20 protein-coding genes are annotated in these 26419 nt (G+C 73.1%); 8 read left to right on the forward strand and 12 right to left on the reverse strand.

The window, feature by feature from the left end:
• Positions 1–80: 80 nt before the first annotated feature.
• The 4 genes from HA039_RS24760 to efeO all read right to left on the reverse strand — a co-directional run bounded on the left by HA039_RS24760 (position 81) and on the right by efeO (position 4482).
• Positions 81–1067 (reverse strand): SCO2278 family lipoprotein, encoded by a 987-nt coding sequence (locus HA039_RS24760; protein WP_243870251.1) that lies wholly within the window; start codon positions 1065–1067, stop codon positions 81–83.
• Positions 949–1920 carry an iron uptake transporter permease EfeU gene (gene efeU / locus HA039_RS24765; protein ID WP_167033540.1) on the reverse strand — a complete coding sequence of 324 codons (972 nt, stop codon included), beginning with the start codon at positions 1918–1920 and terminating at the stop codon, positions 949–951. The genes HA039_RS24760 and efeU overlap by 119 nt, the downstream gene beginning before the upstream one ends.
• 28 nt (positions 1921–1948) lie before the next feature.
• Positions 1949–3277, reverse strand: coding sequence for an iron uptake transporter deferrochelatase/peroxidase subunit (gene efeB / locus HA039_RS24770; protein WP_243869728.1), 1329 nt, complete (start codon positions 3275–3277; stop codon positions 1949–1951).
• A gap of 62 nt (positions 3278–3339) precedes the next feature.
• The gene (gene efeO, locus HA039_RS24775) at positions 3340–4482 is read right to left on the reverse strand and encodes an iron uptake system protein EfeO (protein WP_167033544.1); all 1143 of its coding nucleotides are present in this window, start codon (positions 4480–4482) and stop codon (positions 3340–3342) included.
• Between the two features lie 331 nt (positions 4483–4813).
• On the opposite strand from efeO, the gene HA039_RS24780 reads away from it, so the two are divergent.
• Entirely contained in the window at positions 4814–5467 is a 654-nt protein-coding gene (locus tag HA039_RS24780) for a PhzF family phenazine biosynthesis protein (protein WP_243869730.1), read from the forward strand.
• 133 nt (positions 5468–5600) lie between these two features.
• Here HA039_RS24780 and HA039_RS24785 read toward each other — a convergent pair whose 3' ends face one another.
• Together HA039_RS24785 and map are read right to left on the reverse strand one after the other, a co-directional pair.
• Positions 5601–6290, reverse strand: a complete 690-nt coding sequence (locus tag HA039_RS24785) for a biliverdin-producing heme oxygenase (protein ID WP_167033548.1) — start codon at positions 6288–6290, stop codon at positions 5601–5603.
• Positions 6291–6506: 216 nt separating this feature from the next.
• On the reverse strand, positions 6507–7364 hold the full coding sequence (gene map, locus HA039_RS24790) for a type I methionyl aminopeptidase (RefSeq protein ID WP_167033550.1): 858 nt from the start codon (positions 7362–7364) through the stop codon (positions 6507–6509).
• 130 nt (positions 7365–7494) lie between these two features.
• Here map and HA039_RS24795 point away from each other — a divergent pair, with 130 nt between their 5' ends.
• The gene (locus HA039_RS24795; RefSeq protein ID WP_167037561.1) at positions 7495–7716 is read left to right on the forward strand and encodes a hypothetical protein; all 222 of its coding nucleotides are present in this window, start codon (positions 7495–7497) and stop codon (positions 7714–7716) included.
• Positions 7717–7794: 78 nt separating this feature from the next.
• On the opposite strand, the gene HA039_RS24800 is transcribed toward HA039_RS24795, so the two are convergent.
• Positions 7795–9144 carry an MFS transporter gene (locus HA039_RS24800; protein WP_167037564.1) on the reverse strand — a complete coding sequence of 450 codons (1350 nt, stop codon included), beginning with the start codon at positions 9142–9144 and terminating at the stop codon, positions 7795–7797.
• 129 nt (positions 9145–9273) lie between these two features.
• Positions 9274–9885, reverse strand: a complete 612-nt coding sequence (locus HA039_RS24805; RefSeq protein ID WP_167033552.1) for a hypothetical protein — start codon at positions 9883–9885, stop codon at positions 9274–9276.
• Between the two features lie 138 nt (positions 9886–10023).
• Here HA039_RS24805 and npdG point away from each other — a divergent pair, with 138 nt between their 5' ends.
• A complete protein-coding gene (gene npdG, locus HA039_RS24810; RefSeq protein WP_167033554.1) occupies positions 10024–10734 on the forward strand; it encodes an NADPH-dependent F420 reductase in 711 nt (236 codons plus the stop codon).
• A gap of 165 nt (positions 10735–10899) precedes the next feature.
• Positions 10900–11082: a hypothetical protein gene (locus HA039_RS24815; RefSeq protein ID WP_167033556.1), complete on the forward strand. Its 183-nt coding sequence runs from the start codon at positions 10900–10902 to the stop codon at positions 11080–11082.
• Positions 11083–11146: 64 nt separating this feature from the next.
• On the opposite strand, the gene HA039_RS24820 is transcribed toward HA039_RS24815, so the two are convergent.
• Positions 11147–11947, reverse strand: a complete 801-nt coding sequence (locus HA039_RS24820; RefSeq protein ID WP_167033558.1) for a site-2 protease family protein — start codon at positions 11945–11947, stop codon at positions 11147–11149.
• Positions 11948–13238: 1291 nt separating this feature from the next.
• On the opposite strand from HA039_RS24820, the gene HA039_RS34655 reads away from it, so the two are divergent.
• The gene (locus HA039_RS34655) at positions 13239–17513 is read left to right on the forward strand and encodes an AfsR/SARP family transcriptional regulator (RefSeq protein WP_208298706.1); all 4275 of its coding nucleotides are present in this window, start codon (positions 13239–13241) and stop codon (positions 17511–17513) included.
• A 1004-nt stretch (positions 17514–18517) separates the two neighbouring features.
• On the opposite strand, the gene HA039_RS24830 is transcribed toward HA039_RS34655, so the two are convergent.
• The 3 genes from HA039_RS24830 to panB form a co-directional block, all read right to left on the reverse strand.
• On the reverse strand, positions 18518–19417 hold the full coding sequence (locus tag HA039_RS24830; RefSeq protein ID WP_167033560.1) for an ABC transporter permease: 900 nt from the start codon (positions 19415–19417) through the stop codon (positions 18518–18520).
• Entirely contained in the window at positions 19414–20463 is a 1050-nt protein-coding gene (locus tag HA039_RS24835) for an ATP-binding cassette domain-containing protein (RefSeq protein ID WP_167033562.1), read from the reverse strand. The genes HA039_RS24830 and HA039_RS24835 overlap by 4 nt, the downstream gene beginning before the upstream one ends.
• Positions 20464–20656: 193 nt before the next feature.
• Positions 20657–21577, reverse strand: a complete 921-nt coding sequence (panB, locus tag HA039_RS24840) for a 3-methyl-2-oxobutanoate hydroxymethyltransferase (RefSeq protein WP_167033564.1) — start codon at positions 21575–21577, stop codon at positions 20657–20659.
• 163 nt (positions 21578–21740) lie between these two features.
• On the opposite strand from panB, the gene HA039_RS24845 reads away from it, so the two are divergent.
• The 3 genes from HA039_RS24845 (at position 21741) to HA039_RS24855 (ending at position 26368) form a co-directional block, all read left to right on the forward strand.
• Complete coding sequence (locus HA039_RS24845; RefSeq protein WP_167033566.1) at positions 21741–23351, forward strand: MFS transporter; 1611 nt, start codon at positions 21741–21743, stop codon at positions 23349–23351.
• Positions 23352–24374: 1023 nt separating this feature from the next.
• Positions 24375–24992: a TetR/AcrR family transcriptional regulator gene (locus HA039_RS24850; protein WP_167033568.1), complete on the forward strand. Its 618-nt coding sequence runs from the start codon at positions 24375–24377 to the stop codon at positions 24990–24992.
• Between the two features lie 332 nt (positions 24993–25324).
• On the forward strand, positions 25325–26368 hold the full coding sequence (locus HA039_RS24855; protein ID WP_167033571.1) for an endonuclease/exonuclease/phosphatase family protein: 1044 nt from the start codon (positions 25325–25327) through the stop codon (positions 26366–26368).
• The last annotated feature ends 51 nt before the right edge of the window (positions 26369–26419 follow it).

Genomic DNA, 26419 nt, shown 5'->3' on the forward strand with positions numbered 1-26419 from the left:
CGCCCGGATCGGCGGCGGGGGCGGCGGACCACGGTCCGCCGCCCCCGCCACGTGACCGGACCCCGTGCCCGTACGCCCCGTTACGACCCCACGGCCCCCGTCACGCCCTGCAAGCGCCCTATGACGTCGACCTGCGCGGCGCCCGACCCGGTGCGGGGGACGGTCACCGCCTGGTTCGACATCCACTCCTTCGTCAGGGTGTTGGTCACCGTCGTGGTCATCAGCGCCTGAACGTCGGCGCTCACGCGCGGTCGCAGCCCCTTCGCCGCCGTCTGCCGGTCGAAGAAGCGCGAGGCGAAGAAGACCAGCGCGCCGCCGTCCTTCGTCGCCAGACCCAGCGGGGCGAAGTCCCCGTCCTTCAGGGGCTGGTCGACGTACTGCTGGGTGAACCCCGGTACCCGCGCCACCTTCTGACGCTCCGTCCGCCACCCGTCGGTGTGCGGCCCCGGCGCGAAGTGCGCGGGCTCACCGGTCTTCAGGTACGAGGTGTACTCGTCGCTCAGCACGTTCGGCGCCACCGCGAGGGCCTTGTCGTCGGGGCGTATCGCCTCGCCCCAACCGTCGCCGTCCGTCTTGAACACCGGTACCGCGCCCGTGGCGATGATCGTCAGGTACGCCACCTCCCACGCGCGGTCGGGGCCGTTGCGTACGAACACCAGCAGCCAGCGGTTGTCCTGCGGCCCGTTGTCGACGTCCCGGTTGCTGTCGGTGTCCGCGAGGAAGAACCGCGGCCACCCCGCCTTCTTGGGGATGGTGAACTTCGCGTCGGTCAGTTCCAGCGGTACGTGCCGGGGATTGCCGTCCGGGTCCGTGACGCTCCGCGACCTCAGGCCCGCCTGGTTGATCGCGCCGAGCGCTCCCGTGACCTGCCCCGCGTCCAGCTCGGGGTCGTACGCCCGGTCCGCCGCGTTGTACGCGTCGGTGAAGACCTTCAGCGCCCGCGCGGCCTCACTGCGCTGCGCCGTCGGTACGACCGCCAGCTCCCCGTGCACCGTCACGCACCCGCTCGCCGTCAGTGACAGCGACGTGACCGCCGCCAGCCCCACCACTGCCCGCATCGGCCTCATCATCGGTCGCCTTCTGCTCCTCGGCCCCGGCCCCGCCTCCAACTGACCGTCCGAACCATACCGGGGCCAGGAACAGCGCGAGTGTCGGGATCAGGTAGACGAGCCACACGACGAGCTGGACCACGGTGGGATCGGGCTGGAAGTTGAAGACGCCCTTGAGGAGCGTCCCGTACCAACTGTCCGGCGGGATCGTGGAGCTGATGTCGAAGGCCTTGTCCGACAACCCGCCGATGTGGTCGGCCTCCTGGAGGTCGTGCACCCCGTACGCCAGCACACCCGCCGCGACGACGACCAGCATCCCGCCGGTCCAGGTGAAGAACTTCGCCAGGTTGATCCGCAGCGCGCCCCGGTAGAAGAGCCAGCCCAGCACGACGGCCGTACCGAGCCCCAACAGCACGCCGATCAGCGGCTCGTACGTGCCGTCCTGCGACGCGCGCACCGACGCCCAGACGAACAGCGCCGTCTCCAGGCCTTCCCGCCCCACCGCCAGGAACGCCGTCGCGACCAGCGCGCCCGTGCCCATCGCCAGCGCCGCGTCGAGCTTGGCCCCCAGGTCCGCCTTGAGGTGGCGGGCCGTGCGCCGCATCCAGAAGACCATCCACGTCACCAGGCACACCGCGAGGATCGACAGCGAACCCCCCAGCGTCTCCTGCGCCTCGAACGTCAGCTCCTGCGCCCCGTACTCGAGCCCGAAGCCGAAGGCCAGCGCGAGCACCACCGCGACCGAGATCCCGATCCAGATGGGCCGCAGCGCGTCACGCCGACCCGTCTTCACCAGGTACGCCACAAGGATGCAGACGACGAGACTGGCCTCCAGGCCTTCTCGCAGACCGATCAGGTAATTGCCGAACACGGTGGGTCCCTTCCGCTCTCTCTGCCGCTCAGGAGACCAGCGCCCGGCCCCACCAGTCGCCCGTGTCCCGGACGCCCGGCGGGACCGCGAAGACCGCTGAACCCACGTGCTGGATGTACTCGTTGAGCGCGTCGGAACGCGCCAGTGACTGCTGTACGGGGATGAACGCGTCCCGCACGTCCCGCTGGTAGGCCAGGAAGAACAGGCCCGCGTCGAGGCGGCCGAGCCCGTCCGTACCATCCGTGAAGGAGTAGCCGCGCCGCAGCATCCGCACCCCGTGGTGCGCGTCCGGGTGCGCGAGGCGCACATGCGCGGTCGGCAGCATCGCCTTGAGGTTCGGCTTGTCGTGCTCGTGCGCCTTGCCGACCGGCGCGCCCTCGCCCTTGTCCCGGCCGAAGATGTCCTCCTGCTCCTGGAGGGAGGTGCGGTCCCAGCTCTCGATCCGCATCGAGATCCGGCGCGCGACCAGGTAGGAGCCGCCGGCCAGCCAGCCGGCCCCGTCCTTCGCGGACACCCAGACGTGCCGGTCGAGCGCGGCCGGGTCCGCCCCGTCGATGTTCTCGGTGCCGTCCTTGAACCCGAAGAGGTTACGGGGGGTCTGGGCACCCGGCGTCGTCGACGACGTCTTGCCGAAGCCCAGTTGGGACCAGCGCACCGCGACCTTGCCGAAGCCGATGCGCGCCAGGTTGCGGATGGCGTGCACGGCGACCTGCGGATCGTCCGCGCACGCCTGCACGCACAGGTCGCCGCCGGTGCGCGCCGGGTCCAGGTTGTCGCCGGGGAACCCCGGCAGGTCCACCAGCGCGTCGGGCCGCCGGTCCGCGAGGCCGAACCGGTTCTCGGCGAAGAGCGAGGGGCCGAAGCCGACCGTCAGCGAGAGCCGCGACGGCTTGAGCCCCAGCGCCTCGCCCGTGTCGTCGGGCGGCGCCTCGGCGACCCCGCCGTACGCGCCCTCTCCGATCGTCCGGCCCGCCGTCATCCGCTCGGCGGCCCGCGTCCAGTCCTTGAGGAGCTGGACCAGCTCGGCGCGGTCCTTCGTCGTCACGTCGAACGAGGCGAAGTGCAGGCGGTCCTGGACGGCGGTGGCGATGCCCGCCTGGTGCGTCCCGTGGAACGGGACCGCCGCGCCGCTCTCCGCGGCGGGCTCGATCCGGTCCCCGCCGCGCACCGCCGCGACGGTGCCCCCGGCCGCGACGGCACCGAGCGCGAGCCCGGCCCCGCCCCAGCCGAGGAGGGCACGCCGGGAGGGCGCGGCGCCGCTGTCGGCGGCGTCAGTGGCGCTCCCGGCACCGGCGGCGGTCCCGGGGCCCGCCCCTTCGGTGGCCTCCGGGGAGCCCTCGGTGGTCTGGTCGTCCACGGCGTGCCCATCCCCTGCTCGATGCATGACTTCGTGATGACGTGATGACGTGACGAGGCCGACTACTTGACGACGGCGGCGGCGAGCCGGGAGAGCGGCTCCGCGAGCGCGTTCACCGCGTCCGACAGCTCCTTGCGCTGCGGCTCGCGGACCGTGTCGTACGAGACGAACTCGCCCGAACCGGCCCCGCCCGCGCGGTACTTGTCGAGCAGCGTGTTCAACGCGGCGAACTGCTTGCCCAACTCGGTCACCAGCGCCGCGTCGTTCTTCACCGCGACCGGCTTGAGCAGCTCGTACGACTGCTGCGCCCCCTCGACGTTGGCCTTGAAGTCGACCAGGTCGGTGTGGCTGTAGCGGTCCTCCTCGCCGGTGATCTTGCCGGCGGCGACCTCGTCGAGCAGTTCCTTGGCGCCGTTGGCCATGGAGGTCGGCGTGATGACGGCCGTGCCGACGCGCTTCTGCCAGTCGGCCAGGTCCTTGTCCAGCTCGTCCGCGAGGCCCGGGGCGTCCGGGCTCAGCTTCTTGTCCTGCCAGAGTTCCTTCTCCAGCCGGTGCCAGCCGGTCCACTTCTGGCCCTTCTCCAGGCCGTCCGCGCGGGTGTCGACCAACGGGTCGATGTCACCGAAGGATTCGGCGACGGGCTCGGTGCGCTCCCAGCCGACGCGGGAGGGCGCGTACGCCTTCTTCGCCCCCTCGATGTCACCGGCGCGCACGGCGTCGGTGAAGACCTTCACCTTCGGCAGCGTCGCGTCGGCCTGCTCCTGGGCGTACTTGCGGTACGCGGCGACCGCGGCGTCCTTCTCCGGGCTGCGCGCGGCGGCCGTACCGCCGGTGACGGTGACCTTCTGCCGGATGCCGTCGCCCTTCATGCCGGGCTTGCAGGCGATTTCGTACGACCCCGACTTCACCTCGGCGGTCAGCGTGGCCTTGGTGCCGGGGCCGATGTTCTCCCGCTCGGTGACGATCCGGTCGTCCGGGAAGAGGAGGTAGACCTCGGTGACCTTCGAGCCCTTGTTCTCGACGGCCAACTCGACGTGGCCCGAGGGGAACTCCTTCTTCGACACGTCGCACGAGGTGTCGTCCGCCGTGACCCGGACCGCGCCGGCGGCTGCCTTGGAGTCGCTCTTCTCGGTACATCCCGTGACGGCGGTCAGGGCGGCCACCGCGGCGATCGCGGAGACGACGGAGAGGCGGGCAGGGCGCATACGGGACTCCACAAGAGCGAGGGCAGACGAGGGCGGCTACGGCAGGGGACGACAGGGACGACAGGGACGGGAACGGCGGTGAGGCAGACCTAACTTAACCAAGGCTTACCTGGCTTTTCGCCCTTCGTCCAGTGACACGGATCTCAGTCCGCGTGGCCGGACACGGCCTGGTCACAGGCGCTCCACGGTCAGGTCATGGACGGGTCAAGTGCGGGTCAAGGTGTCCATTTCGCCTGTTTCGGGGGGCCGTTCGCCGGGCCGGTCCCGGGGTGGTTGCTCAGGGCCGATGTCCTGTTCGAAAGAGCGGGGCCCCGGGTGTTTGAATGCGCGGGTGAATGACATCGACGTACTCAGCGTCTTCTGCGCGGCCGACGGCCGGCACGGCAACACCCTCGGTGTCGTGCGCGAGGGGCGGCGGCACCCCCGGCGCGCCGACCGGCAGGCGATCGCCGCCGAACTCGGCTACAGCGAGACCGTGTTCGTCGACGACCCCGAGCGCGGTGTGGTCGACATCTACACCCCGGGCCTGCGGCTGCCGTTCGCCGGCCACCCCCTCGTGGGGACGGCCTGGCTGCTCGACCTGGAATCCGTGAACCCGCCCGCGGGCGAGGTGTGGGTGCGCCAGGACGGCGAGTTCACCTGGATCACCGCCCGCCCCGAATGGGCGCCGCCGCGGATCCTCCGGCAGTACGGCTCCGTGGCCGAGGTCGACGCCCTGCCCGCCCCGCCGCCCGGCGAGGGCTGGCTCTACGCCTGGGCGTGGCAGGACGAGGCGGCCGGACGGGTCAGGGCACGCGCCTTCCCGCGCCGCGACGACGGCATCGCGGAGGACGAGGCGACGGGCGCGGCGGCGCTGCTGCTCACCGAACAGCTGGGCCGCGCGCTGAACATCACGCAGGGCCGGGGCTCCCAGATCCTCACCGCGCCCGCGCCCCGGGGCGAGATCGAGATCGGCGGCCGGGTCCGCCTGCACCGGACTCACTGAGGGCCGGCCGGGCGGGGCGGGCAGGCGTGTCGCCCGTCCGCCCGGCCCGAACGTCATACGCGCCGCCGGGCCTCGTACGGTCATACGGGCCGCCGGGCCTCGTACGGTCATACGCGCCGCCGGGCCCCGCACCTCACGCGCTGCGCGGGAACCGCTCACCCAGCTCGCGGAAGACCGCGCCGTTGAAGTCGAACGCCCGCTTGCACTCGTCGACGATCCGCTGCTTCTCCAGGTCGTCGGCCGCCACCGCGTCCAGCAGCTCGCGGTACTCGCGCTTGAACGCGGCCGGGTTCGGGATCCCCTCGAACACGTAGAAGCGCACCCCGTCCCCCTTCCGTGCGAAGCCCCAGGCCTTCTCGGCCCGGTCGCGGATGATCTGGCCGCCCGACAGGTCGCCCAGGTAGCGGGTGTAGTGGTGCGCCACGTATCCGCCGGGCCACACGCGGGCGCACTCCTCCACCCGGGCCGCGTACGCGGCGGTCGCGGGAAGTGGTTCCAGGCCCGTACGCCATCCCGTACCGCACAGATGCGCCAGGTCGCGTTCCAGCTCCGGGGTACGCGCCAGCTCGCGCCGGACGAACGGGCCGGCGACCGGATCGTCCGCCAGCGCCTCCGACGCGCCTTCCAGCGCCCGGTAGACGAACCACAACTGCTGCGTGTAGCGGGTGTACGCGTCCACGCCGAGCCGCCCGCCCAGCAGGTCGCCCATGAACGGGGAGGTCTCGGCCTGGGTGTGCTGCTCGTGCGACGCGACACGGATCAGGGTGGAGAAGGGCGTGGGCGGTGTGGGCGGTGTACCGACGGTGACGGCGTGTGCGTCCAAGGCGGGCCTCCGGGGACCGAGGGGGACGGGAGCACCGGAAGTGCCCACGGCGGCAGCGCAGGGGCTTGCCACCACGGATACTCATACTTAGGCTTACCTAAGTCAAGTGGTTCCCGACGTCCTGTCGGTAAAACGCTACCCGCGTCCCACCAGGGACGCTCGCGCTCGGAGGCCGCCCGGGAAGGGCCGGAAGGGCCGGGGGAGGGCCGGAAAAGGTCAGGGAAGCGTGAGGATCTCCGCGCCGGTGTCCGTCACCACGAGGGTGTGCTCGAACTGCGCCGACCGCTTGCGGTCCTTGGTCACGACCGTCCAGCCGTCGTCCCACATGTCGTGCTCGTACGTACCGAGAGTGAGCATCGGCTCGATGGTGAAGGTCATGCCGGGGCGGATGACGGTCGTCGCGTGCGGGCTGTCGTAGTGCGGGACGATCAGCCCGGAGTGGAAGGACGTGTTGATCCCGTGCCCGGTGAAGTCCCTGACGACGCCGTAGCCGAAGCGCTTGGCGTACGACTCGATGACCCGCCCGATCACGTTGAGCTGGCGTCCGGGACGCACGGCCTTGATCGCGCGGTTCAGCGCCTCACGGGTCCGCTCGACGAGCAGTTTCGACTCCTCGTCGACGTCGCCGCAGAAGTAGGTGGCGTTGTTGTCGCCGTGCACCCCGCCGATGTACGCGGTGACGTCCAGGTTCACGATGTCCCCGTCGCGGAGCACCGTGGAGTCCGGGATGCCGTGGCAGATGACCTCGTTGACCGAGGTGCAGAGCGACTTGGGGAAGCCGCGGTAGCCGAGGGTCGAGGGGTAGGCGCCGTGGTCGCACATGTAGGCGTGGGCGACCCGGTCCAGCTCGTCGGTCGTCACCCCCGGCGCGATGTGCTTGGCGGCCTCCTCCATCGCCCGCGCGGCGATGCGCCCCGCGATCCGCATCAGCTCAATCGTTTCGGCGGATTGGATCTCGGGCCCGGTGTACGGGGTAGGAGCGGGTTTCCCGACGTATTCGGGGCGCCGGATGTTTCCGGGAACGGAGCGTGCGGGAGAGAGCTCCCCTGGTACGAGCAGCGACTGGCCAGACATGCCAGCGAGTCTAACCAGCGTCACGACGACGGTCCGGGGGCAGCATGGCGTCAGGGACGTGAGGGACGACGACGTCATCGACGACGGCGCGCACGACGGCACGGACGACGAAGAGGAAAGGGAGCCGGGGATGGCCCTGTTCAAGAAGCGCACGGTCGGCAAGCCGGGCGAGTGGTACTACTGCCTGGAGCACGGCAAGGTCGAGGAGGGCCCCGAGTGCCCGGCCAAGGACCGCTTCGGCCCCTACGCGTCCCGCCAGGAGGCGGAACACGCGATGGACACGGCGAAGGAGCGGAACGCGGACTGGGAGAACGACCCGAAGTGGCACGACAAGCCGGGTGACAAGGGGTAGGGCGGCCTGTCCGGCGGCGGGGGGAGTGCGTACGGTCTCCGGGCCGCGCACCCGGAGTGCGCCCGCCCCCCCCGCCCCTCAGCCCGTCGGCATCGACGTCGTGGGCGGGGCCGGGTCCGTCGTGGGCGGCGCCGGGGTGTCCGCCTCCCGGATGACCGGCTCCTGGATGACCGCCTCCTGGTGGGCGCGGCGGCGCAGCGCGTCCTCGTCCGTGCTCGCGTCGTACGTCACCAGCCTCGGCAGGACCGCCGACAGCAGGCCCACCGACGCCAGGCAGGCCAGCCCGCCGCCCCACACCGCCGGGCGGGTGCCGGTCCAGCCGGCCATCGCACCCGCCCTGACCTGCCCGAGCTGCGGGCCGACGCTGTACGAGAGCACCTCGATGCCCGCCAGCCGGCCGCGCAGCTCCTCCGGGATCGTCTGGTTCCAGATCGTCGAACGGCCCAGCCCGCTCAGCATGTCGCCCGCCCCGGCGAAGCCCAGGCAGACCAGCACCACCCACACGTTGGAGAACCACCCCGCCGCCGTGATCGCCAGCCCCCACCCCGCCGCGCCGAACACCACGAACAGCCCGTGCCGCCGCACCCGCGAGGTCCACCCGCTGGTCAGGCTGAGGAGCACCGAGCCGACCGAGCCCGCCGCGTACATCAGCCCCAGCGACCACTCCGCGTCGAGGTCGTCCGCGAGGAACGGGAAGATCGAGTTCGGGAAGGCGAACAGCATCGCCGCCAGGTCGATCGCGTACGTACCGAGCAGGACGGGCCTGCTCCACGCGTACCGCGCGCCCTCCGCGATGCCCCGCAGCGACGGCTTCTGCGCGTCGTGCGCGGCCGGCGCGGGCGACAGGCGCAGGCACATCAGTACGGAGACGGCGAAGCCCAGGATCGTGATGCCGTACGCCGGGGCGTGACCGGCGAAGGCCACGACCACGCCCGCCAGCGAGGGCCCCGCGATCGCGCCCATCTGCCAGCGCACCGCGTTCAGCGCGGCGGCGGCCGTGAGCTGGTCGTGCGGGACGATCCGGGCCAGCAACGAGTCCAGCGCGGGACGCTGGAGCCCGGCCAGCGCCGAGACCCCCGCCGCCACCACGTACAGCGGCCACAGCAACGGCTCCGGAAGCAGCGCGTTCACCAGCAGCACCCCGGCCAGCACGCCGAGCCCGGCCTCGGTGAGCAGGATGACCTTGCGCCGGTCGACGGCGTCGGCGAGCGCCCCGCCGTACAGGCCGAAGACCACCAGCGGCACCAGCTCGACGGCGCCCATCGCACCCACCGCGAGGGGCGAGTCGGTGAGGTCCTTGATCTGGAGGGGGAGGGCGATCATCGCCATGAAGCTCGCGAAGTTCGTCACCAGCCCCTGGACCCAGAGCAGCCGGAAGTCCCGGGAGGAGCGGAGGGGGGAGAGATCCGGCAGGAGCGCGGCGAACATCTTGGTCACAGGGGGCCATGCTGCGGGCGGAAGGCTGTAGCGGGCAACCGGATTTCGCCGGGCGGACCGGTTCTCCGCCGACTCAAGGGCCCCGGTCCTCCCACCCGGCTCAAGGCGCCCGGCGCTCCCTCACCAGCGTGAAGGCGGCGGCGCCGTCAGTTGGTCCGCCAGCCGGGACAGCCGGTCGCGGAAGCGACGCTTCCCCCGCTGGGCCGGCAGGCTGTTCTCGCCGGCCGCCGCGCTCACCAGATGCTGCACGGTGTCCAGGTCCACGCCGTGCGCCGCGTCGGCGGCCGCCACCGTCAGCGCCTCGTGCGCCAGACCCCGTACCTCCGCGTCACCGCCGTCGAGCGACAGCACCGTCGCCCCCGCCCGCCGCGCGTCGTGCACCCGCTCCAGCAGCCCGGCGTCCGGCCGCTCCGGCGCCACCACCAACAGCGTCTCCCCGCGCCCCGCCGCCTCCAGCCGCCCGAGCCCGACGGCCAGATGGGCCGGGTCGCCGTCCCGGACCCGGTGCCGTACGAGCGTCGGATCCAGCTCGGGCTGCCCCGACCAGGCGGCCTCGTCCGTCAGGTGCGCGGCCAGGTGCCACGGCTCGTACTCCTCGGTCCCGACCAGCAACAGCCCCCCGCCGTGCGGTACGACGGAGGAGCGCAGGGTCCCCGCGAACCGCCGGGTCGCCGACAACCACTCCGTACCGGCCAGGACTTCACGTAACAGCGCGACACGTACGGCATCCATGGCGCGCATCCTGCCCGACACCCCGCCCCCGCCGCCCCCACTCCATCGCACCTCACCCGAACGGGACCGCGCGGGAGCGGGCGAGCTCGCGCGCGGGCGGGCCTACCTGTGAGTAGTGCGGCAAGTAGGCTCCGCCGTATGACTTCAAGTGACAGTGGCAGCGCGCCCAAGCCCCCCGCCAAGGACCCCTGGGACCTTCCCGACGTCTCGGGTCTGGTCGTCGGAGTGCTCGGCGGTACGGGAGACCAGGGACGCGGACTCGCCTACCGGCTGGGGCGGGCCGGACAGAAAGTGATCATCGGGTCCCGCGCGGCGGACCGGGCGTCCGCGGCGGCGGCCGAACTGGGGCACGGCGTCGAGGGCGCCGACAACGCGGAGTGCGCGCGGCGCAGCGACGTGGTGATCGTCGCCGTGCCGTGGGACGGGCACGCCGCGATCCTCACGTCCCTCCGCGAGGAGCTGGCGGGCAAGCTGGTCGTGGACTGCGTGAACCCGCTGGGCTTCGACAAGAAGGGCGCGTACGCCCTGACCCCGGAGGAGGGGAGCGCGGCCGAGCAGGCCGCCGCCCTGCTGCCGGACTCCCGGGTGACCGCGGCCTTCCACCACCTCTCCGCCCCGCTGCTCCAGGACCCGGCGGTCGAGGAGATCGAGACGGACGTGATGGTGCTGGGCGAGGTCCGCGCGGACACCGACATCGTGCAGGCGCTGGCGGCCCGTATCCCGGGCATAAGGGGTGTCTTCGCGGGGCGGCTGCGCAACGCGCACCAGGTGGAGTCGCTGGTGGCGAACCTGATCTCGGTCAACCGCCGGTACAAGGCGCACGCGGGCCTGCGGGTCACGGACGTCTGACGGCGTCCGGCGGGCAGCGGGCGTCTGGCGGCGTCCGGCGGCGGGACCGGGGTGGCGCCCCGGAGCCCGTCGCGGGCCCGGGGTGGGGGAGACTGACCCCGTACGACCGCGGTGCCGCCAGGCGAGCACCGCCGCCCAGGAAGCCCCCGACAGGAGCCGACCGTCATGCCCCGCCTCGCTGTGTACGCCCTCGCCGTCTGCGCCCTCTCCGTGGTCGCGGCCGTGGTCTCCTTCGTCCAGGGCAGCTTCCTCGGCGTCGTGTGGCTGCTGCTGGCCGGGCTCTCGTCCAACATGGCGTGGTACTACCTGCGCCGCGCCAAGGCACAGCGCGCGGCGGACGGGGCGTAGCCGCGGGCGGCCGCTGCTGGAGTTCCCGCTCCCCCTCCCGCTCCCGCCTCCCCTCCCGCTCCCGCTACGGCTGGCAGAACGGGCTCTGGTCGGTCCAGAAGCGGTAGAGGTTCTGGCCCCACGCCGTGATGTTGGTGTCCGACGGGATGCCGAGGCCGCTCAGGACCGTGTCGACCAGGTCGAAGAAGCCCGCGTTCACCGACGGGATGAACAGCACGGCGAAGACGGCGAGCAGGCCGAACTGCCCGAACGGTTCCACCTGCCTGCGGATCTTGTACGACAGCCAGGGCTCGATGACGCCGTAGCCGTCGAGGCCCGGGACGGGCAGGAAGTTCAGGATCGCCGCGGTGATCTGGAGCAGGGCGAGGAAGCCGAGGGCGTAGACGAAGGTCGCCGGCACGCCGTCCAGCGCGTGCAGCCAGAACGGGGCGGTGCAGGCGAGGGCGAACAGCACGTTCGTCAGGGGTCCCGCCGCCGAGATCAGGCTGTGCTTCCAGCGACCCTGGATGCGGTTGCGCTCGATGAAGACGGCGCCGCCGGGCAGGCCGATCCCGCCCATGATCACGAAGAGCACCGGCAGCACGATGCTGAGCAGCGCGTGGGTGTACTTGAGCGGGTTGAGGGTGAGGTACCCCTTGCCGCCGATGGAGATGTCCCCGCTGTGGAGGGCGGTGCGGGCGTGCGCGTACTCGTGCAGGCAGAGGGAGACGATCCAGGCGGCGGTGACGAAGAGGAAGACGGCGACGCCGGGGTTCGCGGAGAAGTCCGTCCACACGGCCCATCCCGAGACCGCCATGACGGCGGCGATGCCGAGGAAGACGGGGGAGATCCGCCGATCGCTGCTGCGCGTGGCTGCGGTGGTCATGGGTGGGTCTCCTGGGTCTCCTGGGCGGCGGATGCCGGTGCGGAACGACCGTACTCGTGACGCGCGGAAAACGCCCCGCCGGGCGGCCGGGTTCCCGCGGGGGGTGGGGCGCGGCGAGTGGGGGTGGCGGGCGGTGGTGGGTGGTGGGCGTAGGTGACGGGTGGCACGTGGCACGTGGCGGCGGGCGGTTGGCGGCCGGCGGGCGCGTACGTGGTGGCCGGTACCGGGCGGTTGGCGCACGGTGGTCGCTGCACGGCCGGCCGAGGTGGGCGCAGGCGGCGGGGTGGCGCGCGGTGGTAGGCGCAAAGCGGTCGGCGGGTGGAGGTGGGCACGCGATGGTCGGCGGGCGGGGCCAGCGGGCCCATACGTGGTGGTCGGTACGGGGGCGACGGTTGCGGGTGGCGGTGGGAGGGGCGCGGTGGGAGGTGCGTGACGGTCGCACGGGCAGGGCGGCGGACGGGGCTGGTGGCTGGCAGGCCCGTACGCGGTGCGGGTACGAGGCGCGCGGCGGACTGCGGCCAGCGGGCGGTGGGCTCGTACGTGGCGGCCGGACGGGGCGGGAGGTGTGGGGCACACGTTGGGCGACACGCGGCGGTCGGCGGCTGGTGGGTGTGTACGCGGTAGTTGGTACGGAGCAGGAAGTGCGTGGTGGTCGGCGGGAGCCGGGACGCGGGCGGCACGCGGTGGTCTGTGTGCGGTGGGCCGCACGCGGTGGTGCGCTGTCGGTGCTGGTCGGCGCCGGTGGGCGTGCACGCGGCGGCCGGTACGGGGCAGGAAGTGCGCGGAGGACGCGGGCGGCGGGCGGTGGTCGGTGGTGGCGAGTTCGTTCGCCGTGGTCGGTACAGGGCGGGAGACGCACGGTGTGCCGTACGCGGTGGTGCGCTGTGGGCGGAGGGCCGCGGCCGGTGGGCGTGTGAGTGGTGGCCGGTATGGGGCAGAAAGGCGCGGTGGACTGAGGTCGGCGGGGTCGTACGCGGCGGGAGCTACGCCGTGGGCGGCACGCATCGGCACGCTGCGGTGGGCGGCGGGAGGTGGGCTGCACCCTGGCGGTTGGCGGCCGGTGGGCGCGTACGTGGTGGCCGGTACGGGGTCGTTGGCGCGCGGCGGGTCGAGGCCGGCGCGCGGCGTTCGGCGGGCGCGGGCCATGAGGTATCCGAGGGTCCGCGCGGCGCGCGGCGGTCGGTGGGCGCCTTGGCGTGCTTGCGCCGCGGGACACCGGTGTCCCGCGTTCGCCCTGCCTGCCACGGCCCCGCCGACTCCGTCGATCCGGTGAGGCGGTGACAATGGACGGATGCGCTACCGACTCCTCGGCACCGCCCAGGCTTTCCACCACGACGGCACGCCCGTCGCGCTCGGTGGTGCGCGGCTGCGTGCGCTGCTGACCGTGCTGGCGCTACGGGCCGGGCGGAGCGTTCCCGTCGGGGTGCTCGTCGACGAGGTCTGGGACGGAGACCCGCCCGCCGACGCCGTGGCGGCGCTCCAGGCGCTGGTCGGCCGCCTGCGCCGGGCGCTGGGACGCGAGGCGGTGGTGTCCTCCGAGGGCGGGTACCGGCTCACCGCCGACGAGGACGACGTGGACCTGCACCGCTTCGGCCGCCTCGCGACGGAGGGCGCGCGGGCGCTGGAGGACGGCGACGCGGGCAAGGCCGCCGTACTCCTGGACGAGGCGCTCGCCCTCTGGCAGGGTCCCGCGCTCGCCGACCTGCCCGACCGTGCGTCGGAGGCGCTGCGCTGGGACACCCGGCGGCTGGAGGCCCGCAGGGCCCGGCTGACGGCGGCGCTCGCGCTGGGCCGCGCCGAGGAGGCCCTGCCGGAACTGGCCGCGCTGTGCGAGGAGTTCCCCCTCGACGAACCGCTCCAGGCCCTCCGCATCCGCGCCCTGCGCGACGCGTCCCGCACGGCGGAGGCGCTGGTGGCGTACGACGAGGTCCGCCGGGACCTGGCGACCCGCCTCGGCACGGACCCGGGCCACGAACTGCGCGCACTGCACGCGGAGTTGCTGCACGAGGGCGGTGGGCGGGGCCCGGGAGCGGGCCGACGGGACACGGGCGGCGCCGCACACCGTACCGCGCCACGCGCCGATTCCTTCCCGGCCGCCCCGGGCACGACGCCGCGCACGCACGACGCACGACCGTCGCCCGAACGCGGCTCCGCGCGGGGCGAGTCGGCCGACTGGCAGTCGGCCGGAGTCCGGCGGGACGGATCGTGGCCGGGCGCGGGCCCATCGGGTGGGGTGCGATCGGGGCAGGTGCGGGAGGACTCGGGCCCCGGCCCATCAGGGCGGGGAGAGGGCCAGGGAGCGCGGGGTCCGGACCACTGGTGGGCCGGCGAACAGCATGGCCGACAAGCTGACGGACAGCGTGGTCGACAAGGCGACGGACAAGGCGACGGGCAGGGTGACTGGCAGGTCGACGCACAGGGTCGCCCACAGCTAGACGGGCAAGCCACCGGTCCCGGCAACCAGCACGCGACCGCCCCCGAGGCTTCGCGGGACGCGTCAGCACACGCCGTCGTCCGGGGCAACCTGCGGGCGCGGCTCACCAGCTTCGTCGGGCGGGAGGCCGACATCGAGGCCCTCCGCGCCGACCTCACCGGTGCCCGCCTCGTCACGCTCCTCGGACCCGGCGGTGCCGGGAAGACCCGGCTGTCGCAGGAGGCCGCCGAACGCGCCTCCCACGCCTGGCCCGACGGCGTCTGGCTGGCCGAACTCGCCCCCGTGAACGACCCGGACACCGTCGCCGAAGCCGTCCTCACCTCGCTCGGGGCGCGGGAGACCGTGCTGCGCGGGGCGGGGGCGGAGGAGTTCAGGGCCGTCGACCGGCAGGTCGGCGAGCCGCTCGTACGGCTGGCCGAACACTGCGCCCGCCGCCACATGCTCCTCCTCCTCGACAACTGCGAGCACGTGATCGACGCCGCGGCCACCCTCGCCGAGGAACTGCTCTCGCGCTGCCCCAACCTGACCGTCCTCGCCACGAGCCGGGAGCCGCTGGGGGTGCCGGGTGAAGTGGTACGCCCTGTCGAGCCGTTGTCGCCCCGGTCCGCCCACCGGCTGTTCACCGACCGGGCCCGCTCGGTGCGCCCCGACTTCGATCCCGAGGCCGACCCGGAGGCCGTGGCGGAGATCTGCCGGCGCCTCGACGGGCTGCCGCTGGCCATCGAACTCGCGGCCGCCCGGCTCCGGTTGCTGTCCCCTCGGCAGATCGCCGACCGCCTGGACGACCGCTTCCGGCTGCTGACGAGCGGCAGCAGGACGGTGCTCCCGCGCCAGCAGACCCTGCGCGCGGTCGTCGACTGGTCCTGGGACCTGCTGGACGAGCCCGAACGCGCCGTCCTGCGCCGCCTGTCCGTCTTCGCAGGCGGCTGCGCCCTCCCGGCGGTGGAGGCAGTCTGCGCCGCCACACCCCCGGACACCCCTGCCACCCCCGCGGCCACGCCCCCTGCCGTCCCCGCGGGCATGCCCCCTGCCACCCCCGCCGATGGTCCCGCAGGCGCGCATTCAGCTGATCCCCCGCATCCCTCGGGCGGGAGGCCGGACGCTCCCGCCCGTCGCCCGGCTGCGACTCCGGGCGACCCCGCAGGTGGCGCCCCCACACCCCCGAACGCCCCCGCCGGTCACGCGGGCGTGACACCCGGCGACCCCGCCGGTCCCGCAGGTGATCCCGCGCATCCCCCCGGCGGGACGCTGGACGATCCCGCCCGTCGCCCGGCTGCGACTCCGGGCGACCCCGCAGGTGGCGCCGCCACGCTCCCGATCGATGACGCACGTCGCGCGTGCCTGCCCCCGGGCGAACCCGCCGACCCCTCAGGCATCGCCCCGGGCGGCTCTGCCGGTGCCACCGGCGTGACCCCGGGCGCCCCCGCCCGCCACTCCGCCGCCCTCGCGGCCGCCCCCGCCGCGCCCCCCACCCCCGACCCCGTTCGTCGGCTTGACGTGCCTGCTCTCCTCGGGTCGCTCATCGACAAGTCCCTTGTCGTCGCCGCCCCTTCGGCGGACGGGGACATGCGGTACCGGCTCCTGGAGACCGTCGCCGAGTACGCCTCCGAGCGGCTCGACCAGGCCGGGGACCGGGGCGCCACCGAGCGGCGGCACCTCGTGCACTACCGCGAGTTGGCCCGTACCACCGACCCTCTGCTCCGCGGCCCCGACCAACTCGCCGCCATCGCCCTGCTCCAGCTGGAGCACGAGAACCTCCGTACCGCCCTGCGCCGCGCCGTCGCCGCCCGCGACGAGCACGAGGTGCTCTGCATGGTCCTGTCGCTGGCCTGGTTCTGGTCGATGCGGGACATGCGCGCCGAGGGCCGCCAGTGGGCCACGGCCGCCGCGTCGCTCGGCCCCGACCCCTTCGCCCCGCCCGCCGAACCCGCCCCGCCCCTGTACCTCCGGTGCACGGACCTCCCGCCGCCCATGGCGGAGGACCAGCTGATCGAGGCCCGGCGCCAGGTACGCGTGGTCGAGATGGTCACCCTGGAGCACGCCGAGGACGAGTGGGCGGCCCCCGAGCGGCAGGACTGGCTGCGGAGCGTCGCCACCGTCTACCGGGCCGGGCTGCCGCAGACCTGCCGCTTCCCCGCCTCGCTCTGGTTCTTCTCGACCCTGATGAGCGGCGGCGACGCCCGCCTCAGGGAGGTCCTCGACGAGACCGTGGCGGCCTGCGAACGGTTCGGCTTCGACTGGGAGTTGGCCGGCGCGCTCCAGATGCGGGCCAACATCCTCGCCAATCGCGGCGCGTGGGCCGACGACGCCGACCGGGACGCCGACCGCGCCCTGGAGATCTACGACGCCCTCGGTGACGCCTGGGGCAGGACCGAGGCGCTGTCGGCGCGCGGCGAGGCGCGCGAGAGGCGCGGGCAGTACGAGCTCGCCGTCGCCGACTTCGCCACCGCGATCGGCCACGCCGAGAGCCTGGGCGCCCGGAGCCAGATCGCGGTACTGCGGGCGCGGATGGCGAGCAGCATGTTCGAGACGGACCGCGCCGCCGAGGGCGAGGCGATGCTGCGCGCCGTACTGGACGACAGCAACGACGTCTCGCACGAGTCGCTGATCGCGGCCCGGCTCTTCCTCGCGCTGCGGCTGGGCCGTACCGGGCGCAGGGAGGAGGCCCGGCAGCACCTGGACGTGATCGCGGAGGCGTTCCAGCACGAGACGCTGGCCGTGTTCCAGGGCTTCATCAAGGGGGCGTACGCCTGGCTGGACTGCGAGGACGGGCGGTACGCGGAGGCGCTCGAAGCGGTACGGGTCGCGCTGCGGGCGTCCCACTCGATCCTGACCCAGATGGTCGCTCCGCACATGGCGGCGGGCTACCTGATGACGGCGGCCTGGGCGTTGGCGGGGCTGGCGGGCCTGGCGGGGCAGGACAAGGAGCGGGCCCGCGAGGCGGCCCGACTGCTCGGCGCGTCCGAGGCGTTGACCCCCGAGGGCCATTTCCGCCCCCCGACGGAACAGGAACTGTTCGCCGCCTCGCGACGCGCCGTCCTGTCCGCGCTCGACGACGACGAGAAGGCCTTCGCAACGGCATACGCGGAAGGCACCCACCTCTCACTGGAAGAGGCCGCCGCCCGCGTGTGATGGCGTGGGGCGGTGGGTCGCGGCTGGCCGCCGGGGCCGGGCACCGAGGGCCGGCACCGAGGGTTGGAGGCCGCCGGCCGAGGCGGGTGGCCGGGGCCCCAGGTCGGGCGCCGGGCGCCGGGACGTGAGTTTGGCCTCTACGCGCCCTGCGCGCGTGCCTCGCTTGAGTGCACTGCTGCGTGCTCCGCCCAGGCGCCTGGCCCAGCTGGGCGCCACCCTGGCGCGATGGAAGGGCCGCTGCTCGTGTCCGGACCAGGGTGGGGAGCGATGGCCTGTCCGCGAGCGCGAACGGTCCACCTCACCCCGCCCACCTGGGCCCCCGCCCAGGCGCGCCGCCCTGTCACGGTGCCCCGGTCCAGTTGACTTCCGGCCGCCCCCGCCGGGCCCAGCCGGGTCCCCTCGCCCCGGCCCGGCGCCGCGACGGAGCGGCTGCCGGCGGCCGGATCAGGCTGGGCCGCCTCACCCGGCAGGTCAACCACGTCCAAGTGCGCCCTGGTCGAGCCGGGTCCCCCCCGCCCAGGCCCGGGGCTACGGACTGGGCCGCTGCCCGCATGCGGATCAGGTGGGGAGTTGACGGTCTGTCCGCATGCGCGAACGGGCCCGCGCCGCCCCGCTCGGGCCGCGCCGCCCGGCAGGGCCATCTCGCCCCATCCCGCCGCCTCGCAGGCCACCCCCACCTGGCAGGCGTCATCGCCCGGCACCGGCACGGTCACCTCGCCTCGCAGGGCCGCCCCGTCCCGTACGGCCACCTTGCGCGGCAGGGCCGCCTCGTCCAGCGGGGTCACCCTGCCCCGCAAGGCCACCCCTGCTGGCAGAGGTGGCCCGCCCAGCCGTCCCACCCGGCAGGGCCACCCCGCCCCGCAGGAGTCACCCCGCCCGGCAGGGCCGCCCCGTCCCTCAGGGCAACCTCACCCCGCACCCCCGCCCAGCAGGGCCGCCTCACCCAGCAACCCCGCCCCGCAGAGCCCCCGCCCCGCAGCGCCCTCCCCGCAACCCCCCTCGCCTCAGGACTTCTTGCGGAAGCGTGCCACCGCCAGTGGCATCGAGATCAGGGTGATCCCCGCCGACCACGCCAGCGTCAGCCACACCGAGTGTCCGACCGGCTGGTCGTTGATCAGGCTTCGGGCCGCGTCGGCCAGGTTGGACAGGGGGTTGTAGTCCGTGAAGGACTGGAGCCAGCCCGGCATCGTGGACGGCGGGGCGAAGATCGAGGAGCCGAACTGCAGCGGCATCAGGACGAGCATCGCCGCCCCCTGCACCGCCTGCGCGGTCTTCATCGTCAGCCCCAGCAGGATGAAGATCCACATCAGCGAGGCGCCGAACACCGTGGACAGCCCGATCGCCGCGAAGAGGTGGAACACCGAGGACTTGATCTCCAGGCCGAGCAGGAAGCCCATGCCGAGCAGGATGGCCGTGGCGACCAGCATGCGGCCCATCTCCACGACGATCTTCGCGATGAGGACCGACGAGCGCGCTATCGGCATCGTACGGAACCGGTCCATGACCCCCTTGCGGAAGTCGTCGTTGACGCCGGTGCCCACCGCCATGGCGATGTTCATGCCCATCATCGCCATCAGGCCGGGCACCACGTAGTTGACGTACTCGTCACGGCTCCCGCCGAGGCTGGCGCCCACGGAGCCGCCGAAGACGTACACGAACAGCAGCGTGAAGATGATCGGCATCAGCAGGACGTCGAACATCGACTCCGGGTCCTGCTTGATCTGGAGCGCGTTGCGGCGCACGAGCGCGCCGATGTGCCGCAGGTTCGCCCGCAGTCCGATCCGTGCGTCGTCCACGGAGGCGGTACCGGTACGGCCTCCGGCGGAGGCGGCGCGCGGCGAACGGTCTCCCGGCTCGCCGGCCGGCGTCCCGGGGGTGGATGTGGGCAGTGTGGTCGTGCTCATGCTGCGACCTCCTCGGGCGTCGTGTCGGAACCGGCGGTAGCGCCGGTGGTGGTCGCGTCGGAGGGGGAGGTCTTCTGGCCGGTGATGGCCAGGAACACCTCGTCCAGGCTGGGCAGATGCGTGCCGATGTTGGCGATGCCGAAGCCGCGCTCGCCCAGCAGGCCGATGACCGCGGTCAGTTGCTCGTCGCTGAGGATGGCCACGTGGACCAGCCCCTCGGCGGCGTCGGCCTGCGCACCGGCCAGGCCGACGAGGCCGCTGTCGGTCAGGGCCTGTGCCATGGAGGCCAGTTGGGCCGGATCGGCGGGGCGGATCTGGAGCGTACGGCCACCGACCCGCGCCTTCAGCTCGTCGACACCGCCGCTGGCGATGATGCGCCCGCGGTCGATGACGGTCAGCTCGTTCGCCAACTGCTCGGCCTCTTCCATGTACTGGGTGGTGAGCAGGACCGTCGCCCCCTCGGCGACCATCCGCTGCACCTCCTCCCAGACCTCGTTACGGGTCCTGGGGTCGAGCCCCGTCGTCGGCTCGTCCAGGTACAGCACGGCCGGGTGGCCGATCATCGAGGCGGCCAGGTCGAGCCGGCGGCGCATGCCGCCGCTGTACTGCATCGCGGGCCTCTTCGCGGCCTCGGTGAGGGAGAAGCGCTCCAGCAGCTCGTCGGCGCGGCGGCGGGCGTCCGCGCGGGACAGGTCGAGGAGCCGGCCGATCATGTAGAGGTTCTCCCAGCCGGAGAGCTTCTCGTCGACCGAGGCGTACTGACCGGTGAGCCCGATCGTGCGGCGCAGCTGCCGGGGCTGGCGGAGTACGTCGTACCCCGCGACCATCGCGGTGCCCGCGTCCGGCTGGACGAGGGTGGAGAGGATGCGGACGAGCGTCGTCTTGCCGGCGCCGTTGGGCCCGAGCACACCGAGAACGGTGCCCTCGCGGACATCGAGGTCGATGCCGTCCAGGGCCTTGGTGTCGCCGTAGTGCTTGACCAGCCCCCGCACCTCGACGGCGTTGCCGGTGCGGCCGCCGTTGGGGTTCTTGTCGATTCGCGTCATGCCCCTATAGGACCAGCCGCCACCGACAACGCGCCTACAGATTTCCGACAGGCATGCGACAGCCCGCCGACGGGGGACGATCGGCGGGCTGTCGTTCGCGCGGCAGTGGTCAAGGGGAGGGGGGGAGGGGCGGGCGGGAGGCGCGCCCCTCCCAGACTGCCGGGCGGATGGCGGATGGCGGTCGGCCGACGGCTCAGTGGAAGGTGTGCTCTTCCTGCGGGAACGTGCCTGCCACGACCTCGTCGGCGAACGCCTTCGCCGCGTCACCGAGGGTCTGCCGGAGGTTCGTGTACTGCTTGGTGAAGCGCGGCACCTTCCCGCCGGTCAGTCCCACCATGTCGGTGTAGACGAGGACCTGCGCGTCGGTCTCGATCCCCGCGCCTATCCCGATCGTCGGGATGTGCAGGATGCGGGTCACCTCGGCGGCCAGCTCCGCGGGTACGAGCTCCAGCACCACGGCGAACGCGCCCGCGTCCTGGACGGCCTTGGCGTCGCGCAGCATCTGCTGGGCGGCCTCCTCGCCACGGCCCTGCACCCGGTAGCCGAGGGTGTTGACGGACTGCGGGGTGAGCCCGATGTGGCCCATGACCGGGATGCCGGCCTGGACGAGCAACTCGATCTGGCCGTGCGAGCGCTCGCCGCCCTCCAGCTTGACCGCGCCGACGCCCGCGTCCTTCACCAGGCGCGTGGCGCTGCGCAGGGCCTGGACGGGCCCTTCCTGGTACGAGCCGAAGGGCAGGTCCGCGACGACCAGGGCGCGCTTCGTGCCCCGTACGACCGCGGCGGACAGCATCGTCATCTCGTCGAGCGTGACCGGCACGGTCGTCTCGTACCCGAGGTGCACATTGCCCATGGAGTCGCCGACGAGCATCACGGGGATGCCCGCCTCGTCGAAGACGGAGGCCGTCATCGCGTCGTACGCGGTGAGCATCGGCCACCTCTCGCCGCGCTCCTTGGCGGCGGCGAGGTCGTGCACGGTGACGCGGCGGGAGCTCTTGCCGCCGTAGAGCGATGGGGGGGTGCCCGCGGGGCGCCCCGCGGGAGATTCCTGTTGGTTCTGCTGGCTCTGCTTGTTCTGCTGTTCCTGCTGGTCGTGCGCAGCCTGAGCAGTCATGGCCGATGGCCCTTTCGTCATCTCGAGGCACCCTGACGGTGTCCCCGGACCACACCCATGGTGGCATCCCGGAGCGGTCCACGGGAAGTGGGGATGTCGGGCCCGGGTAAAGACTTTCCAATACGAGACGGTCTCGTATCGAAACGCCGTTACGCTGCTCGCCATGTCCACACCGTCCGGCGGGCCACCCGCCGCCGCATCCCGTGTCCCCGAAGCCGTCCACCGCCGCCGCTGGGCGATCCTGGGCGTGCTCATGTTCAGCCTGCTCATCGTCGTGCTGGACAACTCGATCCTGAACGTGGCGGTCAAGACCATCGCCGCCCCCGCGCCCGAGGGCATCGGCGCCACCCAGAGCCAGCTCGAATGGGCGATCAACAGCTACACGCTCGTCTTCGCCGGGCTCCTCTTCACCGCCGGCCTCCTCGGCGACCGCATCGGCCGCAAGAAGGTGCTGCTCTTCGGCATCGCGGTCTTCGGCGCCGGCTCGGCGCTGGCCGCCATGTCCGGCTCACCGGCCGAACTGATCGGCTACCGCGCCCTGATGGGGTTCGGCGCCGCCTTCGTGATGCCCGCCACCCTCGCCGTCCTGATGAACGTCTTCGAGCGTGACGAGCAGCCCAAGGCCATCGGTATCTGGGCGGGCAGCGTCGGGCTCGGCATAGCCATCGGCCCGATCACCGGCGGCCTGCTGCTGGAGCACTTCTGGTGGGGCTCGATCTTCCTGGTCAACGTCCCCGTCGCCGCCGTGGCCCTGGTCGCGATGGTCCTGCTGGTGCCGGACTCCCGGGATCCGCGACCCGGGCGGCTCGACCCGGTGGGCGTACTGCTCTCCATCGTCGGACTGGTCCTGCTGGTGTACGGGATCATCCGCGGCGGCGAGCTGGCCGACTTCACCAAGGTCTCGGTGCTGGCGCCGCTGCTGGGCGGGGTGGCCGTCCTGGCCGGCTTCGTGTGGCACGAGAAGCGCAGCAGCCACCCGGCGATCGACGTCACGTACTTCAAGAAGCCGGCCTTCGCCGCCGCCGTCGCCGCGATCGCGCTGGTGTTCTTCGCGCTGATGGGCGTGACGTTCTTCTCGGCGTTCTACCTCCAGAGCGTGCGCGGCTACACCGCGCTCCAGTCCGGGCTGCTGATCGTGCCCCTCGCCGCCGCCCAGATGATCTTCGCGCCCCGTGCGCGGCTGGTCGTCGACCGGTTCGGCGCGCGGGCCGTCTGCACCGTGGGCATGGTGCTGGTGGCGGCCGGGCTGGCCGCGTTCGCCCTGTTCACGGCGGGCACGCCGGTGTGGGTGCTGTGCGTCGACTACTTCGTGCTCGGTACGGGCATGGCCCACATCATGCCGCCCGTGACCGTGGCGATCATGCAGGCGCTGCCCCGCGAGAAGGCCGGCTCGGGCTCGGCGATCAACAACACCTTCCGCCAGGTGGGGGGCGCGCTGGGCGTCGCGGTCCTGGGGTCGGTGCTGTCCGCCTCGTACCGCGGCGACATCGAGAGCCACCTCGGCGCGCTCCCCGCGGGGGCGCGGGACGCGGCGGGGGAGTCGATCGAGGCGACGCTCACGGTCGCGGGCAAGCTGGGCCCGGCAGGGGCCCCGCTGGTCGAATCGGCGCACGACGCGTTCCTGCACGCGATGCACCTGACCGCACTCGGCTCGGCGGCGGTGGCGCTGATCGGGGTGGCGGTGGTCGCCCTCTTCCTCCCGGGCCGCACCCCGGCGGCGAAGGCCCCACAGGAGGACCGCCCGGCGACCCGCGAGCCGGCTGCGCGCGGCTGAGGGGGGTGGCCGCGGGGCGGCCGGGGGGCGGTGATCGGTGGTTGGTTGGTGGGGGGCCGGTGGGTCGGTGACCGGCCGGTGAGCGGTCGGCGATCGGCCGGTGAGCGATCGGCGATCGGCCAAGGACCGGGGGCGCGGTCAGCGTCCCGGGGGCCGACCGGCGGGTGGCGATCAGCTGATGACCCGCGGGGGTGGTCAGCGGCTGCCTGGCGACCGGTCGGCGACGGGCGGGACTGGGTTGGCGATCAGCCGAGGACCGGCTGGAGTGGTCAGCGGCCCGGGGCCGCCCGGCGGTCGGTCGGCGACCGGCCAGCGGGTCAGCGACCGGCTGGCGGTTGGTCGGTGACTGGCGGGTCACCGGCCCCGGGGGCCGGTCGGTGGTCGGTGATCGGCCGAGGACTGGCCGAGGTGGTCAGCGGCCTGGGGACCGGCGGTTGGTCGGCGACAGGTCGGTGGGTCAGCGGCCGACTGGCGATCGGTCGGCGACGGGCCGGTTATCGGCCCCGGGGGCCGGCCGGGTTGGCGATCAGCCGAGGACCGGCTGGGGTGGTCTGCGGCTCGGGGACCGACCGGCGGTCGGTCGGCGACGGGCCGGTGGGTCAGTGGCCGACTGGCGGTCGGTCGGTGACGGGCGGGTTATCGGCCCCGGGAGCCGATCGGTGATCGGCCGACGGCCAACGATCGCCTGACGACCGGCCGGCCGACGACCGGCGAGCGCTCGGTGACGGGTCAGCGACTGACGGCCGGTGGCTCGGTGGCCGACTGGTGATCGGTCGGTGATGGGCCGGCGATGGCCCGGCGGCCGACGGCGACTGGTTGCTGGTGGCCCGCCGATCGGTTGACGACCATCGGCGACTGGCCCGCGGCCTGTTCAGCAACCGGCCTGTGGCCGCCCGCCGCAGGTTTCGCGGGCGGCCCGTCGTGGCCCCGGGGCCGGGTCGGGGGTGGCTGTCGGTGTTCGTGGCGGGGGTGGTGGGTGAGAATCGGGGGGTGGGGTGGGCTGGACGGCGAGAGGTGGCGTACGTGCGGGACCAGGAGTACGGACAGGGCGGCGAGCACCGGCGCGGCAGGCCTCGGAGCGAGGCGGTCGAACGGGCCATCCTGGAAGCCGTCGTGGCCCTCCTGGAGGATGGCGTGCCGCTGGGCACGCTGTCCATCGAGCGCATCGCGCGCACGGCCGGGGTCGGCAAGGCCACCATCTACCGGCGGTGGCAGGGCAAGGAGGCCCTCTTCGTGGACGTCCTGCGCGAGATCGAGCCCCCCGAGCCCACCCTCCCCGGCAAGTCCCCCCTCGCCGACCTCACGGTCCTGCTGGAGTCCCTGCGCACCCGCGGCCTCGCCCAGCGTTCCTCCGCGTTCCTGCACAGCGTCTTCGCGGAGATGAAGAGCAGGCCCACGCTCTGGGCCGAGTACCAGCGGACCGTCATCGAACCCCGCCGCCAGGCGATGCTCGCCGTGCTCCGCCGCGCCGTCGCGGAGGGGGAGTTGCGCGACGACCTCCCGGTGGACCTGATGTACGACCTGCTGGTCGGCGCCATGCTCGTACGGACCCTGCACCGCCCCGACGCGCCACTGCCCGAGGATCTGGCCGAACAGATCGTCGGGGCGGCGCTGGAGGGGCTGGGCGCGCGCAAGGCCTGACGCCGCCGCGCGCGGAAGGCGTAACGCCGGGCCCCGCCGGGTCAGCCGGCCTCCGCCGGACCAACCGGGCCAACCAGCGTCCGCCCCCGGGCCAACTGGCCCCGCCCCGGCCGACCGACCCCCGCCGGACCAACTCGTCCACGTGACGTTCGCAACACCACAATCGTGCGGGTTCTGTCACAACCGGTCGTGATCTGCCCGTGATCGGAACCCCTCCGCGCGCCGGTTTCGTCCTCCTGGCAGTACGGCCGTCCCGGACGGCAGAGAAAGCGGCCGCGTATCCCCTAGGGTCGGGGGCGGGCGTGCACGGCAAGGCAGTGAGGGCAGCGGACATGACGCAGGAGTACACGGCGGAGTCGGTGGAGACCGGCGCGGACGCGGAACACCAGCGCGCGGGTGCGGGAGCCCGGGTCCGGACCGTGCTGTCCCGATGGCGCGGCGGCCGGAACATCTGGCGGCGCGGCATCGTCCTCGCCGTTCTCGCGTTCCTGGTCGCGCTGTTGATGATCCTGCACGCCCAGATCCCCAACCGGATCGGCAACCTGGGCAGCCTCACCGAAACCTTCCTGCCCTGGCTCGGCCTGGCCGTGCCGGTGATCCTCGTCCTCGCCCTCCTGCGGCGGTCCGCGACCGCGCTGGTCGCCCTTCTGCTGCCCGCGGTCGTCTGGGTCAACCTCTTCGGCGGCCTCCTCGCCGACAAGTCCGCCGGGGGCGGCAACTTCACCGTCGCCACGCACAACGTCAACGCGGACAACCCCGATCCGACGGGTACGGCCCACGAGGTCGCCAAGTCCGGCGCGGACGTCCTCGCGTTGGAGGAGCTGACCGAGACCGACGTACCGACGTACGTGAAGGCGCTGGCGGCGACGTACAAGTACCACTCCGTGCAGGGCACGGTCGGGTTGTGGAGCAAGTACCCGATGTCCGGCACCCGCCCGGTCGACATCCGGCTGGGCTGGGTCCGCGCGATGCGGTCCACGATCACCACGCCCATGGGGCGGGTCGGCGTGATCGTGGCGCACCTGCCGTCCGTACGGGTCAAGCTGCACGCCGGCTTCACCGCCAACCAGCGCGACAACAGCGCGGACGCGCTCGGCGAGGCCATCAGCCGCGAGCCCGTCGGCCAGGTCATCCTGCTCGGCGACCTCAACGGCACCATGAACGACCGCTCCCTGAACGCCGTCACGTCCCAGATGCGCTCCACGCAGGGTGCGGCGGGGCACGGGTACGGGTTCAGCTGGCCGGCCTCGTTCCCGATGGCGCGCATCGACCAGATCATGGTGAGGAACATCGAGCCGACGGCGTCCTGGACCCTGCCGAGGACGGACAGCGACCACCTGCCGATCGCCGCGCGCGTGGAGTTGAAGGCGGACTAGGACGCGGGGCGGAACCTGGCGTTCATCCGGGGGTTCTTTCGCGGGAAGAAA

This window comes from Streptomyces liangshanensis (assembly GCF_011694815.1).
In the GTDB taxonomy this organism is placed as follows: domain Bacteria; phylum Actinomycetota; class Actinomycetes; order Streptomycetales; family Streptomycetaceae; genus Streptomyces; species Streptomyces liangshanensis.